At 42.6% G+C, this 17,569-nt stretch carries 12 protein-coding genes; 4 read left to right on the forward strand and 8 right to left on the reverse strand.

Annotated features, from left to right (window positions below; translation table 11 throughout):
- Positions 1-114: 114 nt before the first annotated feature.
- From CPS_RS17950 to CPS_RS17985, 8 genes are all read right to left on the reverse strand, one after another.
- Positions 115-906, reverse strand: coding sequence for an electron transfer flavoprotein subunit beta (locus CPS_RS17950; protein ID WP_011044758.1), 792 nt, complete (start codon positions 904-906; stop codon positions 115-117).
- Positions 893-2,143 (reverse strand): electron transfer flavoprotein subunit alpha/FixB family protein, encoded by a 1,251-nt coding sequence (locus tag CPS_RS17955; protein ID WP_049757927.1) that lies wholly within the window; start codon positions 2,141-2,143, stop codon positions 893-895. The genes CPS_RS17950 and CPS_RS17955 overlap by 14 nt, the downstream gene beginning before the upstream one ends.
- Positions 2,140-4,125 (reverse strand): (Fe-S)-binding protein, encoded by a 1,986-nt coding sequence (locus CPS_RS17960; RefSeq protein ID WP_011044760.1) that lies wholly within the window; start codon positions 4,123-4,125, stop codon positions 2,140-2,142. The genes CPS_RS17955 and CPS_RS17960 overlap by 4 nt, the downstream gene beginning before the upstream one ends.
- 119 nt (positions 4,126-4,244) lie before the next feature.
- Positions 4,245-6,305: a dimethylglycine demethylation protein DgcA gene (gene dgcA / locus CPS_RS17965; RefSeq protein ID WP_011044761.1), complete on the reverse strand. Its 2,061-nt coding sequence runs from the start codon at positions 6,303-6,305 to the stop codon at positions 4,245-4,247.
- A 48-nt stretch (positions 6,306-6,353) separates the two neighbouring features.
- Entirely contained in the window at positions 6,354-6,908 is a 555-nt protein-coding gene (locus CPS_RS17970) for a 4-vinyl reductase (RefSeq protein ID WP_011044762.1), read from the reverse strand.
- A 3-nt stretch (positions 6,909-6,911) separates the two neighbouring features.
- Positions 6,912-7,898, reverse strand: a complete 987-nt coding sequence (locus CPS_RS17975; RefSeq protein ID WP_011044763.1) for a dipeptidase — start codon at positions 7,896-7,898, stop codon at positions 6,912-6,914.
- A gap of 228 nt (positions 7,899-8,126) precedes the next feature.
- On the reverse strand, positions 8,127-10,019 hold the full coding sequence (locus CPS_RS17980) for a hypothetical protein (protein WP_011044764.1): 1,893 nt from the start codon (positions 10,017-10,019) through the stop codon (positions 8,127-8,129).
- Between the two features lie 169 nt (positions 10,020-10,188).
- The gene (locus tag CPS_RS17985) at positions 10,189-11,250 is read right to left on the reverse strand and encodes a GlxA family transcriptional regulator (RefSeq protein WP_011044765.1); all 1,062 of its coding nucleotides are present in this window, start codon (positions 11,248-11,250) and stop codon (positions 10,189-10,191) included.
- A 457-nt stretch (positions 11,251-11,707) separates the two neighbouring features.
- Between CPS_RS17985 and CPS_RS17990 the strand changes: the two genes are divergently transcribed.
- The 4 genes from CPS_RS17990 to fdhD are packed head-to-tail and all read left to right on the forward strand — an operon-like array spanning position 11,708 to position 17,549.
- Positions 11,708-12,199, forward strand: coding sequence for a formate dehydrogenase subunit gamma (locus tag CPS_RS17990; protein ID WP_011044766.1), 492 nt, complete (start codon positions 11,708-11,710; stop codon positions 12,197-12,199).
- Positions 12,196-13,809: a formate dehydrogenase beta subunit gene (locus CPS_RS17995; protein ID WP_011044767.1), complete on the forward strand. Its 1,614-nt coding sequence runs from the start codon at positions 12,196-12,198 to the stop codon at positions 13,807-13,809. The genes CPS_RS17990 and CPS_RS17995 overlap by 4 nt, the downstream gene beginning before the upstream one ends.
- A 1-nt stretch (position 13,810) precedes the next feature.
- Positions 13,811-16,711, forward strand: a complete 2,901-nt coding sequence (gene fdhF / locus CPS_RS18000) for a formate dehydrogenase subunit alpha (protein ID WP_011044768.1) — start codon at positions 13,811-13,813, stop codon at positions 16,709-16,711.
- On the forward strand, positions 16,698-17,549 hold the full coding sequence (gene fdhD, locus CPS_RS18005; RefSeq protein ID WP_011044769.1) for a formate dehydrogenase accessory sulfurtransferase FdhD: 852 nt from the start codon (positions 16,698-16,700) through the stop codon (positions 17,547-17,549). The genes fdhF and fdhD overlap by 14 nt, the downstream gene beginning before the upstream one ends.
- The last annotated feature ends 20 nt before the right edge of the window (positions 17,550-17,569 follow it).

Consider the following 17,569-nt stretch of genomic DNA (forward strand, 5'->3'; position numbering starts at 1 on the left):
TTGAGTGTTCTTTAGGAAATGGATGAAAAACGTAAAGTGATTACGACAGGTATTTAAATAGAAAATTACCGCATAAAACAACTGCCTTATACGGTAATGTAAATAAGAAAAGTATTACACCAAGCCTTCTTCGATCAGTAAATCTAAAATAGCTTGTGCCGACTCTTCCACGCCATGTACCACTTTACCACCGCCGCCAGATGCTTTGGCCGTAGCCGCTTTAAAGCGGTCTGCTGCGGTTTTCGCCTTGATTATTTTAAGACGTTTAGGACGTTTTTTGGCATCAGCTGTTTGCCATGTTGAAGATTCTTCATCCGTGAAATTAGCACCCAATGTTGCTTCAAATTGACCACGCATCGCAGGGCCAAAAGCACTCTGCCTTGGCAGTGCAGCTGCCATATCAACACTGGCGATAAAGGGTAAATCAACTTTGAGTTTACGGCGCTGGCCACGTGGTAAAGCTTGTAAGACTTCCGCTTGTTTATTGACTTCATCGATAGATAAAATCTCGGCAATCGAAGTAACCATTGCCATGCCAAGCTGCTCTGCCAATAAGTAAGGCAACATGCCCGATGATTCGCCACTTTCAGCGCAAACACCAGTCAATATAATATCTATTTTTTGCTGCTTCAAATACTCAGCAATCACCAGAACAGCGTCTGCATTTTCTGGCATTTCTAACAGATTTATCTCCGCAAGCCCCATGCCTAGATAACTTCGCAATGCCGTTTGTTGGCTAGCATCATCAGACAATTCGCCAGCGTGCAAGGTTTGTAAGTTATCGCCAACAAGTTTAAGTCCTAACTCTATCGCTCTAGCATCTTGCTCAGCACGCCTTGGGCGACGTGACGTTGGATGTTCACCAATAGAAACTAACGATATCACCGACAAGTTATTGTTGCTCATTGGTCATCCCCTCATTAATTGTTTGCTTGGCCAGCTTTCTTTGCTCAACGAGTTCAACCAATCGAGCTAATATGTCAGTACTGTCCCCAATGGCACTTATGTCGGCACGTTTAACCATGTCACAACCCTCATCAGTATTGATCGCTACCACTTTGTCACATTGACCAATACCCTGCATGTGCTGGATAGCGCCCGATATGCCGACTGCAATATACACTTGCGCAGTTACCCAAGTACCAGTGGCTCCTACCTGTCGCTCACGTGGCATATTGCCATCATCAACAGCAACACGACTAGCACCTTCAGTAGCACCCAACACACTTGCCGTATGATGAAATTGTTCCCAGTCGTTAATACCATTACCACCGGAGAGAATAAAACCAGCCTCTGCCAGAGGAATTGCATTGGGATCAACACTAATATTGCCTTGATCAAGCAGTTTTCCGTTAGCTAATGGGCTTGGCAGTTGCGACATTAATAAATTCTCGTGTCGCGTTTCACTAATGGGTTCGCTACATTCTTCCATGACCAACAATAACTTGCTTAAAGGTCGGGTAATATCTCGTTTACCTGCACTACCTCGACAAACAACAGTGTCATCATTTAGTTTCCATACGCCACACGCAGGTCGCTGTTGTAATGCAGCCGCCAAGCGACGACCTAAATCGCCACCGCCATTAATGCTATCGGGCAACAGGATATGTTGTGGATCTAACTCACCAATAATGCCTTGAAGGTCATTACATCGTTGCTCAGGATTATATTGGTCATATTGCTCATCGTTAATGTGGATTAAACGATCAACACCCGCCTTATTTAACGAGTCATCTTTTAGCTCACCAAAGGCAATAGCGACTACTGCGCCACCACCGCTGTTGCGATTGGCCAATTGCTGCGCCAAACCAAGTGTATCTTTGTCATGGCCATTCAAACGCCCTGATACCAAGTCCAGTACTACCACAATATAAAATGCGGGTTCTACCACTTGATGTAATGGCAATATCACTTCACTTGCAGTAGCTGAGCGACGTGAGCCTTGCTCACTATCGTTAGATGCCCCTGAGCGATCGATCCGTTTCAGACCATTAGGACCAATAAAACCTATGATATGCAGGTTTTTACGCAGTAATCCTGAGGGTCCAAATACAGGTCCAATAACTAATGCTTGATGCATTGGATGTAGACGATTACGGGCTATCCATTGCGCTCTTGGGTCTCGGCGGAATAATTCACTCATACTGCACCTCCGACCATGCTTTCAACGACAACTTCGGCCGTATTTTCAACTACACCTTCGCCCGTATTTTCAATGAGCGCATCTAACATTAATTCAGCAATGTCTTTCACTTCAGGTCTTGGTTCAACTACACCTTCAAGCATCGCACTACACCCTGGACAGGCCACTGCAACAATTTCAGCCTTAGTCTCAATAACATCCGCCATTCGCATGTCAGGAATACGCTGCTTACCCGGTATATCGGTAACCGGAGCGCCACCACCACCGCCACAACAACGGGCGGTTGATTTGCTGCGATCCATTTCTTTTATTTTGACTCCCATACTTTCTAACAAGAATCGAGGAGCATCATACTCACCGTTATAACGACCTAAATAACAAGGATCGTGATAGGTCAGTGCCAGTTCTTTACTGTTGTCTAACTTAATTTTCTGTTGGCTCACTAACTCAGCAAAAAATCCGGTGTGGTGCATAACGTTATAGTTACCACCAAATTCACCATATTCATTCTTAATACAATGAAAGGCATGCGGGTCAGCGGTAACAATGGTATTAAACTTGTATTTATTCATGGTGCTAATATTACTATTGGCTAAGCGCTGAAAAGTCGCTTCATCGCCCAAACGTCTAGCCAAGTCACCACTGTCACATTCCACATCTCCTAAGACAGCAAAATTAACCTTAGCAGCACGTAATAATTTAATCATTGCTCGCAGTGTGCGTTGATTACGCATATCAAAAGCCGCGTCACCAACCCATAAAAGTACATCGGCTTGAGTGACTTCCTGCTTTTTCTCATTATGACCAAACACCGTAAGATTTTGATCTGCCGCCCAGTTCATACGAGAGCTCGGAGCAAAACCGTTCGGGTTATCTGTTGCGCTCAGGTTCTCTAAAATCTCACTGCCCTTGCCTGGAGTTTGTCCTTTCTCCATGGTTTCAAAACGTCTCATATCAACTATTGCATCAACATGTTCAATCATCATAGGACAAGCATCAACGCAGGCACGACAAGTAGTACATGACCACAAGGTATCGCTTTCAACCAATACGTTAACAATAGGAATGATCGCACCACCTTTATGGGTGCCCACTTTAATGCCTGGATAAGGACTGCCTGCAAATTTTGCGTCATCGCCCCCAGCCATGCCAATGACCATATCTTGGATCAGCTTTTTCGGATTTAGCGGTTGCCCTGCAGCAAATGCAGGACAGTTATTTTCACAACGTCCACATTCAACACAAGCATCAAAGCTTAATAGTTGAGTCCACTTAAAGTCGATTGGCTTTTCTACGCCAAGTTTCTTGGCGCTTAAATCTATTGCTTTTAACCCCGTTGACTGACCGCCACCAAAACGATCTTGGCGTCGATGTAAGCCCAAATGCAAAGCACCCGCAAAAGCGTGCTTCATTGGCCCGCCCCAGGTCATGCCGCAAAACATTTCGCCAATGCCCCAAATAATGCCAGCAACTAACAACAGTGCGAGTAACCAACCGCCAGTATCACTCGGTAATATTCCCGTTGCGGGTAAGGTGAGGATAAAAAAACTCAATGAAAAAATCATCAAGCTCTTTGGTAATCGCTGCCATTTCCCTAACGATAAATTAGGCGGAGGATTACGACGTCTGATCATCACAAAGATACTGCCCACAAACATTAATAACGAAGAGCCAAGTAATGACCAGGTCAATATCTGCAGTTTTAGCTGAAAGACATAAAGCAATATGATTAATATCGAAGACAAAACAAAACCACCCGCCGTAGCAACGTGGGTATTGGACATATATTTATCACGGGCAACGACATGATGTAAGTCAACTAAGTAGCGACGAGGGATCTGTAATAACCCAAGCCAATGTATCGTTGATGATTGTCCCTGTGACCACAGCAACATACGTTTAACTGCACCGACTAACGTTAGCAATAAGGCAAACGAAATGAGGGTAAACAGAAAATGGGAAAGAAATTCGGATGATGACATAACAAGACCTATTAATTATCCTAGGTGTATACCCAAGCTACTTGATGATGTGTTTTCATGTAACTTGAGTTGCATACCACCGCACAGAACGATGGTATGCATTCTAAAAGCAACTTAAGCTAGAAATCCTTACATAAACGCAATGCGTCATATATTGCCGCATGAGTATTACGCTGCGATACACAATCACCAATGCGATAGAGTAAGTAGCCTTCGCCTTCTTCTGACAACATTGGCTGAGGTAAAGCCGCATAAAGTGCTTCAATATCAATTTGCCCTTTGTTGCGAGAATCGCTTTTCAATTGCAGATAAATTTCTTCATCAGGACGCACGCCATTTTCAATCACAACCTGATCAACAACACGCTCTTCTTGCTGTCCGGTATATTCATTCTCTAGCACTGCCACCAATTTATCGCCTTCACGATAGACTTTTTCTAGTATTAAATCCGAGGACATGATCACCTCTTTTTCATACAAGTTACGGTAATAGGTAGGGAACGTTGTTCCACCCACTGCAGCACCTGGTTTAATATCATCAGTTACCATCTCAACCAATGAACCGTTTTGTGCTAAAAAGTCTGCGGCTGACAAGCCACTAAATTCACAAATGGTGTCATACACTAAAACATTTTTACCTGGCGCAACCTTGCCACTTAAAATATCCCAAGTGCTTACTGATAAACCTTCTTCAACACCCCAATGCGGGTTTTGTGCTAAGAAAGGTTGGCCACCAACTGCTAAAATAACCACATCGGCATTTAGGCTGCGGATCATTGCTTCATCAGCAGCGGTATCAAGACGTAGATCAATTCCTAAGCGGTCTAGCTCTAAAGCAAACCAACGGGTTATACCGGCAATTTGGTCGCGCTGTGGTGCTTTTGAGGCAATAGTGATTTGCCCGCCAAGTTCTGGATTTTTTTCAATTAAGGTAACGTCATGACCACGCTCGGCACAAACGCGTGCTGCTTCCATACCAGCTGGACCACCACCAATAACGACAACTTTACGTACTTTTCCTTCGGTTTTAGCGATGATGTGTGGCATCGTCGATTCACGTGATGTAGCGGCATTTTGAATACACAATACATCTAAACCTTGGTACTGACGATCGATACAATAGTTAGCACCCACACATTGTTTTATTTGGTCAACTTGGCCAAGTTTGATCTTAGCGATCAAATGCGGATCAGCAATATGTGCACGGGTCATACCAACAAAATCAACATAACCAGCTTCGAGAATACGCTGTGCCTGATTAGGATCTTTAATGTTTTGTGCATGCATTACCGGCACATTAACCACTTCTTTAATGCCTGCGGCTAAATGTAAAAATGGTTCAGGTGGATAACTCATATTCGGAATAACATTGGCCAAGGTATTATGAGTATCACAACCAGAGCCGATTACGCTGAAGAAATCGAGTAAACCAGTGGCATCATAATAAGCAGCGACCTGTTTCATGTCCTCATGGTTTAGTCCATCTGGATGAAATTCATCACCACAAATGCGCAAGCCCACAGCAAAGTCACGACCCACTTCTTCACGAATAGCATGTAGTACTTCCATACCAAAACGCATTCTATTTTCGAAACTTCCGCCATATTCATCGTCACGCTGGTTAACCCGAGGGCTCCAGAATTGATCGATTAAATGCTGATGAACTGCTGACAGTTCAATACCATCTAAACCACCCGCTTTTGCACGCCCCGCCGCCTTGGCATAATCACCAACAATGCGTTGCATTTCTTCAATTTCAATAGTTTTACACGTGGCGCGATGCACAGGCTCACGAATACCACTTGGACTAACTAACGTTGACCAATTACCACCATCCCAACGAGAACGACGTCCCATATGGGTAATTTGAATCATGATTTTACCGCCGTGCTTGTGTACAGCATCGGCTAAGTTTTGAAAATGAGGGATGATTCTGTCAGTAGATAAGTTAACCGACTTCCACCAGTCTTGTGGACTGTCAATCGATACTACGCTAGAGCCGCCACAAATTGACAGACCAACCCCACCTTTGGCTTTTTCTTCGTAATACTTAACATATCGTTCGGTCGTCATGCCACCTTCGGTAGCATATACTTCGGCGTGTGCCGTACTAACCACACGATTTCGTATGGTAAGTTGATTAATTTTTAATGGCTGAAATAGTGCATCGAACTGCGCCATGATGAGCTCCTGATATTAGTTCTTTAAAAAGCTGTTTATAATAAAAAGTTAGCGTGGTGTTACTTCAAAGTAACCAACATCGCAACCCTCTTCAGCGGCACATTGTGTTTGTTTTGCAACGGTTTTCACTGGGTAACCTAAGGTTTCAGCAATTTGATCCATCGCACCAGCAAACCAACCAGTAAACATATAATCGACTTTGCGATTAACCTTGCCGTATTGATAAACAAAAGCAGAATTTTCTAATCGAACTTTTGCTGTACCATTTTCAAGATCGAGTTCTTCAGTAATGAAAAAGCCCCAACCACGTTGTGATAAACGTTTCATGTAATGCTCAAACAATTCTTCACCACGAATACCGTGCTCTTCGCCTTCTTTTTCACACCAGTAAAAAGCAGATTTATAACCAGCTTTATATAAAACATCGGCGTATTTTTCGGCGCCAAGTTCTTCTTCGATGCCCATATGGTTGTTAACAAAAAAGTGACGCGGTACATACAGCATAGGTAAAGCATCAGTGGTCCAAACGCCAGTCTCATTGTCGACTAAAATCGGCATATCAGGACTGTGGCTCGCGGTATTCAGGTTATTTACATTACTCATTGTCTATTCTCCCCAGACGTCTTTAAGAACGCGAACCCAGTTCTCGCCCATGATTTTTTTAATTTTAGATTCTGACCAGCCGTGTTTTAACATCGTAGCGGTCAAGTTAGGAAATTCACCTAAGGTACGAATGCCCTCAGGGTTAATAATGGTGCCAAAGTTAGTTAAGTTACGGGCATAACCTTTGTCGTGAGTTAACATATCGAAGAATGCTTGATCATGGCCTTGCGTAAAATCAGTGCCTATACCAACACAGTCTTCACCAGCTATATTGACTACATAATCTATCGCTTCAACGTAGTCATCAACCGTAGAATCAATGCCATTTTTTAAGAAGGGAGCAAACATGGTTACGCCAATAAAACCGCCGTGTTCGGCGATAAAGCGTAATTCTTCATCCTTTTTATTACGCGGATGTTCTTTTAGTCCGAAAGGTAAACAATGTGAATAACACACTGGCTTAGTGGACGCTAAAATAACTTCTTCTGACGTTTTTGGTCCCACATGAGATAAATCACACATGATGCCAACTCGATTCATTTCAGCAACGATTTCAAGACCAAAGCCAGATAATCCACCGTCACGTTCATAACAACCCGTGCCTACCAGGTTTTGCGTGTTGTAAGCCATTTGTACAATGCCAACACCCAATTTTTTAAATATTTCGACATAACCAATTTTATCTTCAAAAGCATTAGCATTTTGAAAGCCTAAAATGATGCCAGTTTTGCCCTGCTCTTTCGCTTTAGCAATATCAGCAGTCGTATGTACAGGCATAATTAAATCACTGTTATCACAGAAAAATTGATTAAATTCGGTGATGTTGTCAATGGTATCTTTAAAACCTTCCCACACTGATACGGTACAGTTGGCAGCGGTTAAGCCACCTTTAGCCATGTCTTCAAATAAATCTCGGTTCCATTTTGCGATGACTAAACCATCGAAAATTATTGAGCTTTCATGTAACGCTAAAGCTTGATCTGTATTCATTAAATTAACCTCATCTATGCTGTGAGATCTCTACTGATCAATCACAGGCAAATTTAAACTAAAGTCAGTCTAACAAAGGCAAATAGCGTGGTTTGGGAGAATGCGACACCTACCTTACTAAAAACGGCGTAGGTGTCGTTAATTGGATAGCTGACCAGAGATAGGGGTAATCAGCATTTGCTCATGACGCTAACTCATGGCGCTAATATAAGATCAGTTAAGTCAGGGTTATATATGTTGTCGATACAAAGTTAACGTTTTACGCCAAGCAAACTTAACTTCGGGGATCATCAATGGCGAGCGCGGCTCAAAAACATTGCTCGATTGTTCGCCTTGTTCATTTTCGAGATAATAGTCAATAACATGTTCTTTATTCATGCCATAGGTTTGGTGCATAAAGTCGAGTTCTTTGTCCCCTAAGCAAATACCGTAGTACCTATGTATCGCCTGTGCTATCTGCTCAGATGCTTTAACCATGTCTTTTTTGACTTCTTTGGCTACCGACTCGCCCCAGCCAACTTTGGTGGTGGTACTCAAACCAGGTTCGAAGCTACCTAAATCGACAGCATTAGAGGAATATATGGCGCCCTGTACCTCAGGTAAACTAATAAAAACACAGGGATTTAGGGCTAATGCCAAATCTATTGCCAGCTGTTTTGCGGCCCGCACATGCTGATTACTAACCTGCCAGTTACTTTGTTGCGTGCGGTTTCTTAAACCCTTTGACAATATGCTTTGACTATCAAAATGATGGGCTATTTTTTTAACAACGGTAATTTTATCCGCATCCGTTAACTGTATTTGCCGCTCGATTATGTGTAAGCCCTGCTTACCAGTGACCGATACCTTAGTGTTAGCATCGGCATACTTTAGATTAATTCGCTGCCAGCTATTAATATCTTTTAAGAAATCAGCATGTTCATTGAGCACCATAGCACTACTTCGATAGGCTTGCTGATATAACTCCAGTGCCTTAATCAACACGCTATGATTGAGCTTTAACGCACGCATATCGACGTTTTCACGCTTTTGCACACACCCGATATCGTCGCAAATATTTTGACAAAGCCGATCTATAGTTTCGAGACATATTTGCAATAAGTCACTACTTGGCAGACGCTCAGCCACGGTGGAGTAATCGAGTAAATTACTGTCACTTAAAAAGTTAGCCAACGCCAATAACTGGCTGTAACCACGTGCTCTAGCAATGCGGTACTTAGAGCGCTCTTTTTCTAATTTTTTGGTGGCTATGGTCAATTGCGATGAGCCAACACAATTAACTACTAACATTGGAATACGTCGCCCAGATAAAAGCTCAAAGGCCAAGGTTAAGACTTCTTCAACATCGCTTAAGCCCATGATGTCTTCGTTATCTTCTTCAATCGCTGAAAATATACGCTCAATAAAAAAGGGCTCTCGTTCTACACCGCTACGCAAAGTATTTTTTTTACCTTGGAGGCGTTGTTCTAACAGCCGGGCCAATCGCGGACGATCTGGTTCTAAGCTTGCTAAGGCAGCAGAGATTTCCGTTGAAAGTTCCTGGTTAATATCGTGGATACGACTATACATACCCGCGCGCCAATAAATTTCAATATTCGCCACGGCCTGAGCAATCACTGGTGAATCAATAATGCTATTTACCGCAAGCGTTAACCATTGCGGACCAAGATCCGATTTTTGCAACAGTATACGTGCCGACTCATAACGCCTCGACTCAGGTTCCATACGACTTAGGGTGAGATCTCTGACCGACAGAATGAAATCAGGCAAGCTGCCAATAACCAATAACAACTGCTCTTTGGCATCATCAAGTTCTTGCCCTTTTGTCGCTTTGTAGATGAACTTTACCAAGACGGCAATCAGTCCCATTAATACGGTGTAACCGACAAAAAATATCAAATTCTCATTGGGCAACCAAGTCCCAAATCCTAGATAATATCCGCCTTGGGCCGCTAAGAAGGTTACCGGACCTGCAGTCCAACCAACTTCAGCGAGACTCCATAATGAAGATTTTCCGACGCCAGATTGCGCCATGCGATCAATACGGCGTTGGCCACTCTGTTGAATTTGAAGATGATTTTTTTCTGAGTTTTCGGAATTTAACAAGGAGGATAATTTCATATCGTTAAGTATTCATAAAGTAAGTTGTATTACCAAACGACTTCAAAAGTGCAGGATTCAGCGGGAATTAGAAACGTCTTAGACATGCTCAATCATCCTGAAATAGCCTCTTGAAGTATAGATACCGTTTAACCTCAAGAGTAAACGGTATCTTGCTGTGTTTTGTTAGTTAGTGATGTTGTTGATGTTGATGTTGAACCTTAACCGATCCCAAGCTGGATTCTTTACTGGAAGCAAATTGCTTATTTTTAGCTAAAACGTTGCGCTCATCTCGGGGCGGAATGCTAAAAGAATTACGATAACACTTACTAAAATGCGGCGTAGAAACAAAACCACATGCTATAGCAATTTCAATAATAGACATATTGGTTTGCTTTAATAACTGACGTGCTTTTCCTAATCGTAACTGTAAATAATAACGATGCGGCGAACAGTTGAGATATTTTTGAAACAATCGCTCTAACTGACGTCGAGATAAATCAACAAAACTAGCTAATTCATCTAGGCATAATATTTCTTCAATATTTGCTTCCATTAACGCGACTACATCTTGCAATTTTGACTGAGTAGCACCAACAATATGCTGTAATGGTATGCGTTGCTGGTCGTTTTCATCACGAATATGTTCATGAGAAAACATGTCTGAAATAGCCGTTGTTAAAGCTTTACCGTACTCTTTAGAAATCACCTGCAACATCATATCAATAGGTGCTGTACCGCCTGAACAAGTCATGCGATTACGGTCAAGTATAAACAATTGATTGGAGCTTTTTATTAAAGGGAACTCTTCCTGACAACTCGCCAACAATTCCCAATGAATGGTGCTTTGATAGCCGTTTAATAAACCCGCTTTAGCCAATAAATAACTGCCCGTGCAAATGCCGCCTAGCACGATATTACAGCGAGATAAATGGGTTAACCAGCTAAGCACTTTTCGCGTCACTGTGCCTTTTATATCTACACCGCCACAAACCAACACAGTATCAAACTCAACATAGTTATTGATGCAAGAATCAACCTCGATCTTCAGTCCATCACTGGCAGTAACAACGCCGCCATCTTCACTGAGAATAGTCCAACGATATAGTTGTTCTCCAGACAATTGATTGGCCATTCGCAATGGCGCAATTGCCGAGGACAACGCTAACATGGTAAAGTTGGGTTGTAATAAAAAACCAATATGTTTACATTTTATCTGTGCCTGACTGCTAGTTGATGGTACTAATGGCATGTGATTTATTCCTATTCTGAAGATTGCAGTTCTTATTATTATTATTGCAGTTTTTTTTAAAACAGCATGTAGATTTCCCTAATAACTTAATTATTCACTCGTTTAAATCTAGTTAGTCAAAATTTATCACCCAGGGATTGATTTAGATCAAAAAGCCAGGTTTTAATTAATAACAACGCATGATTTGAATCAATAAAAGCGTTAAGTTCAAAGTTGAAATCTACGCATACAATAGATTTACAGTACTTTAAAATCATCCCAATTACGACGTTATTCATACCAATTAGCGACATTCAAAGATAAGCATTTGATTTATTGTTGATTAATTAACCAGCACTTCAAAGGCATTGGCAAGGGACAAATGTCTCTATTAGCTATGAAGATGTCTTAATCGGCTATATTTATTATAATCACTTATTTGATAATGGTATTAATGTAAAATGCCCAGAGGATTATTATGACTGCTACCAACGACAAAGGCCTGCAACAGATTGCGACTATTATCGAGCAACACCAAACATTGCCCGGAGCGATGTTACCAATATTACATGCCATTCAGAATGACTTGTCTTTTATTCCGTCCAATGCACTACCTTTAATCGCCAAGGCTTTAAACGTATCTAAAGCTGAAGTTCACGGGGTGATTAGCTTTTACCATCATTTTCGCACTGAAGAACCCGGTGCTCATGTGATTGAAATCTGCCGAGGCGAATCATGCCAAGCCATGGGGTCACGCGCGTTAGAAGAAAATATCAAACAAAATTTGTCAATTGATTATCATCAAACCAGCAAAGATAGACAATATACTTTAGAACCGGTTTATTGTTTGGGTAATTGTGCGTGCTCACCTGCAATGCGTATTGGTGATGACATTCATGGTGAATTAGATCTACAAAAATTTGAACAAATTATTGCATCGTTAAATACTTATTCGTTGGAGTTAAAATGAATCACTCACCTTCCGATGACAGCTCAATGCCAGTAGCGTCACGAAAAATTTTCGTTTCTTTAGATACTACTGCCCGCTCCCGCGGTAGTGATAAGGTAGCAACGCAGGTTGAAAGTGTACTTAACGCACAACCAGAACTAGCAGCAACATTAGTAAGAAATGGCTCTCGCGGCATGTTTTGGTTAGAGCCTTTATTAGAAATTAATACCCCCAAAGGTCGAGTCGCTTATGGTCCGGTAAAAGCGGAAGATGTAAACGACATCATTAACCTGCAATGTTTTGATGATGCTACTGAACACCCATTATGCCTTGGTTTAACCGAAGAATTACCCTGGTTTAAATCTCAACAACGGTTAACGTTTGCCCGAGTGGGCATTATCGATCCTATCGATGTTGATGATTACATTAGCCATGGTGGATTTGTCGGTTTAACTAATGCTTTCGCAAAAACTGCACAACAGTTAGTCGATGAAGTAAAAGAGTCTGGTCTCAGAGGTCGTGGCGGTGCTGCATTTCCTACAGGTATAAAGTGGCAAACCGTTTTGAATGAACCAGAGCAGCAGAAATATATTGTCTGTAACGCCGATGAAGGTGATTCAGGTACTTTTGCCGATCGTATGTTAATGGAAGGCGATCCGTTAGTACTAGTTGAAGGCATGATCATCGCAGGCCTTAGCGTAGGAGCTGACCAAGGTTATATCTATTTACGCAGTGAGTATCCTCAGGCCCATGACCTATTAAATAAAGCCATTAGCAATGCAAAAGCAGCTGGTTATCTAGGTGATAATATTTGTGGCACTGAGCACAACTTTCATTTAGAAGTGCGTTTAGGCGCTGGTGCTTATATTTGTGGCGAGGAAACATCCTTATTAGAAAGCCTTGAAGGCAAACGTGGCTTAGTTCGCGCTAAACCACCACTACCCGCTATTGAAGGTTTATTTGGTCAACCAACCGTGGTAAATAACGTCATATCACTCGCTTCTGTACCTTATATTTTAAGCCATGGCGGTGATAGTTATCGTGATTTCGGCATGGGCCGATCTCGTGGCACCTTACCCATTCAATTAGCGGGTAACATTGCTCAAGGGGGGTTAGTTGAATTAGCTTTCGGTATATCCCTTAATGAATTACTACAGCAATATGGCAATGGCTGTAAAAGCAAACGTGCTATGCGCAGTGTACAAGTAGGCGGACCGTTAGGTGCTTATTTGCCCGCAGAGCAATGGGATACCGCCCTTGATTATGAAGAGTTTGCCAGTATTGGTGCCGTATTAGGCCACGGTGGAATTGTTGTTTTTGACGACACTGTCGATATGGCTGCACAGGCTCGTTTTGCCATGGAATTTTGTGAAGTAGAATCTTGTGGTAAATGTACCCCATGTCGAATTGGCGCCGTACGTGGCGTTGAAGTCATTGATAAAATTATCGATGGCAACAATGACGAACAACAACGACAAGACAGCGTAGACTTATTACATGACCTATGTGACACCATGGAATTCGGTTCTTTATGTGCTATGGGTGGCATGACCCCATTCCCGGTGCGCAGCGCACTAAAATATTTCCCTGATGATTTTTTGCCACAACCGTCAACACAAAAGGCTCAATAAAATGATAACTTATTATGATCCCAAAACAGAGCCTGCTGCCAATCAATCAGCCGACCTTAGTAAAGATTTAGGCACACCGCCTTCTAAATCTACGGTACAAGTTAGCGTAGAAATTGATGGTGTTACTATTGTTGTACCTGAAGGAACTTCAGTATTACGCGCTGCCGCTATTGCCGATATTAATATTCCCAAATTATGTGCCAGTGATAATTTAGAAGCCTTTGGTTCATGTCGTTTGTGTGCGGTAGAGATCGAAGGCATGCGCGGCATGCCAGCTTCTTGTACTACACCGGTAAGAGAGGGCATGAAGGTACAAACGCAAAATCCTAAAATAGCGACATTACGTCGTAATGTTATGGAACTTTACATTTCAGACCATCCATTAGATTGTCTTACCTGTCCGGCCAATGGTGATTGTGAGCTGCAAGATATGGCAGGTGCCGTCGGTTTACGTGAAGTACGCTATGGTTTTGAAGGAAAAAATCACCTCGACGGAGCAACTGATTCGTCGAATCCTTATTTCAGCTTTGATGATTCTAAATGTATTTCCTGTTCTCGTTGTGTCAGAGCGTGTGAAGAAGTACAAGGTACCTTTGCCTTAACGGTTGAAGGTAGAGGTTTTGATTCACGTATAAGTACTGGTCAAGACACTAACTTTCTAGAATCTGACTGTGTTTCATGTGGCGCCTGTGTACAAGCTTGTCCAACAGCTACACTCACTGAAAAATCTGTAATAGATAATGGCCAGCCAGATCATAGCATCATTACTACCTGCGCTTATTGCGGTGTAGGCTGTTCGTTCCGCGCTGATATGCAAGGCGATAAAGTACTGAGAATGGTGCCAGATAAAAATGGTAAAGCGAACCAAGGACATTCTTGTGTTAAAGGCCGATTTGCTTTTGGCTACGCTACTCATCAGGACAGAATAACTAGCCCGATGATTCGCGATAATATAGAACAAGACTGGCGTGAGGTGAGTTGGGAAGAAGCATTAGCCTTTGCTGCTAAGCGCTTAACCGATATTCAAGAAGAACATGGCCGCAACAGTATCGGCGCGATAACGTCGTCTCGTTGTACCAATGAAGAAACCTATTTAGTACAGAAACTAGTCCGTGCAGTTTTTCAAAATAATAATGTCGATACCTGTGCCCGCGTTTGTCATTCGCCAACAGGTTATGGCCTAAAAGCTACCTTAAACGAGTCAGCAGGAACACAAACCTTTGAATCGGTGATGAAAGCTGATGTGGTACTCATCATTGGCGCCAACCCTACCGATGCGCATCCGGTATTTGGTTCATTACTTAAACGTCGTTTACGCCAAGGGGCTAAATTAGTAGTGGCCGATCCGCGCAGCATCGATCTTATCGACAGTCCGCATACCAAAGCACAACATCATCTTAAACTGCGTCCTGGGACAAACGTGGCATTAATCAATGCCCTCGCCCATGTCATTGTTGATGAAGGTTTAGAAGATGCTGACTTCATTCAAAGTCGTTGTGATGATGCTAGCTTCCAGCAATGGTACAAACATATTCAAGACCAACGCCATTCACCAGAAAGCACAACAGAAATTACCGGTGTCGACGCAACAGAGTTACGCGCAGCGGCCAGACTATATGCTAACGCGGGTAACGGCGCTATTTATTACGGTTTAGGTGTTACAGAACACTCTCAAGGCAGTTCATCTGTCATGGCTATTGCTAACTTAGCAATGGTTAGCGGAAATATTGGTCGAGAAGGTGTTGGTGTTAATCCACTGCGCGGCCAAAATAATGTACAAGGCTCATGTGATATGGGTTCGTTTCCACATGAGTTGCCAGGATATCGCCATGTTAGCGATGAAAGCACCCGTAATTTATTTGAACAAGAATGGCAAGTTTCATTGGATTGTGAGCCTGGTTTGCGCATTCCAAATATGTTCGAAGCAGCAATACACGGTGACTTTAAAGGTTTGTATTGCCAAGGCGAAGATATTGCTCAATCGGATCCAAATACTCAGCATGTACAAAAAGCGTTAAGTTCGATGAAATGCATCATTGTACAAGATATCTTCCTTAACGAGACGGCAAAATACGCCCATGTATTTTTACCCGGCTCATCGTTTATGGAAAAAAATGGTACCTTCACCAATGCCGAACGACGCATTTCTAGAGTACGTAAATTGATGCCAGCACTAGCAGGTAAAGAAGATTGGCAAGTAACGATTGAACTTGCCAAAGTACTCGGTTATGAAATGAATTATGAGCATCCAAGTGAGATAATGGATGAAATTGCCCGCTTAACACCAACATTTAGTGGTGTCAGTTATGAAAGGTTAGATCAGCTTGGCTCTATTCAATGGCCATGTAATGAAAAATCGCCTCTAGGCACGCCAATTATGCATACCGAGGATTTTGTTGGCGAAAAAGGCAAGTTTGCGATTACTGAGTATGTGGCCACACCTGAAAAAGCGAATAAGCATTTTCCGTTGTTATTGACCACAGGCCGTATTTTAAGCCAATATAATGTTGGCGCACAAACAAGACGTACTGCCAATCAAGTTTGGCACGATGAAGATGTATTAGAAATCCACCCTAATGACGCTGAAGATCGTGGCATCAATGATGGTGATTGGGTAGGTATTGCCAGTCGTGCAGGTACCACCGCACTACGCGCACTCATTAGCCAACGCGTTCAACCAGGGGTTGTTTATACTACCTTCCATCACCCGTTAAGTGGTGCCAATGTAGTCACCACTGACAATTCTGATTGGGCAACTAACTGTCCTGAATATAAGGTAACAGCAGTGCAAGCAACTAAAGTTGATGAGCCGTCGCAATGGCAAGCAGAATACGCCCAGTTCAGTCAGCGACAAGCGAAATACTTAAAGAATAAAAATGGGGGGGAAGTTGCTAAAACATGACATTACAGTAGCAGACACCGACGTTAATGTGCCTACAGCACAACAGCGTCAAGTGCTGCGCTGTACTAATGACACCCTAACAACAGCGATGGACGACATCGCTGAAGAGACTGCTATTGCCTTGGTTTATAACGGCATTTCTCATGTGGTGATGATGAGTACACCGCATGATTTGTACGACTTGGCAATCGGCTTTAGTTTAAGCGAGAAAATTGTCGATGACGCTAGTGAAATACTTGATATAAGTGCGACTAAACAAGCTTTAGGCATTGAAGTAAATATCACAGTATCCAATCGAGCAGTTTGGCGCTTAAAACAACAACGTCGCAATATGACGGGGCGCACTGGTTGTGGTTTGTGTGGTGCTGAGTCGTTACAACAAGCGATGAAAAATCAACAAACTTCGATAGCTGATGGACAAAAAAACAAAAAAGCACCGCGAGAATTGAGTGAGTTAACTAATTTGGCGATACAAAAAGCTGTAGTTGACTTACAAGGGCACCAACCATTGCAACAGATGACTGGTGCAGTGCATGCTGCTGCTTGGTGTGATGAAAATGGCAGCATTAAACTCATTCGCGAAGATATTGGCCGACACAACGCATTAGACAAACTTATTGGCGCACTCAGTGCGTCAAACATTGTCATTAACCATAGCAGTTTTTTGCTCATTTCTAGCCGTGCTAGTTATGAAATGATCAGCAAAGCACAAGTTGCAGGTATTAGTATGTTGGTAGCGGTTTCGGCCCCAACCGCTTTGGCGATAAACATAGCAAAAAACACTGGTATGACGTTAGTGGGGTTTGCCCGTAACGGTCGTCATACCATTTACAGTTAAACTAATTACAGTAAAACAAA

The organism is Colwellia psychrerythraea 34H (assembly GCF_000012325.1).
In the GTDB taxonomy this organism is placed as follows: Bacteria; Pseudomonadota; Gammaproteobacteria; order Enterobacterales; family Alteromonadaceae; genus Colwellia; species Colwellia psychrerythraea_A.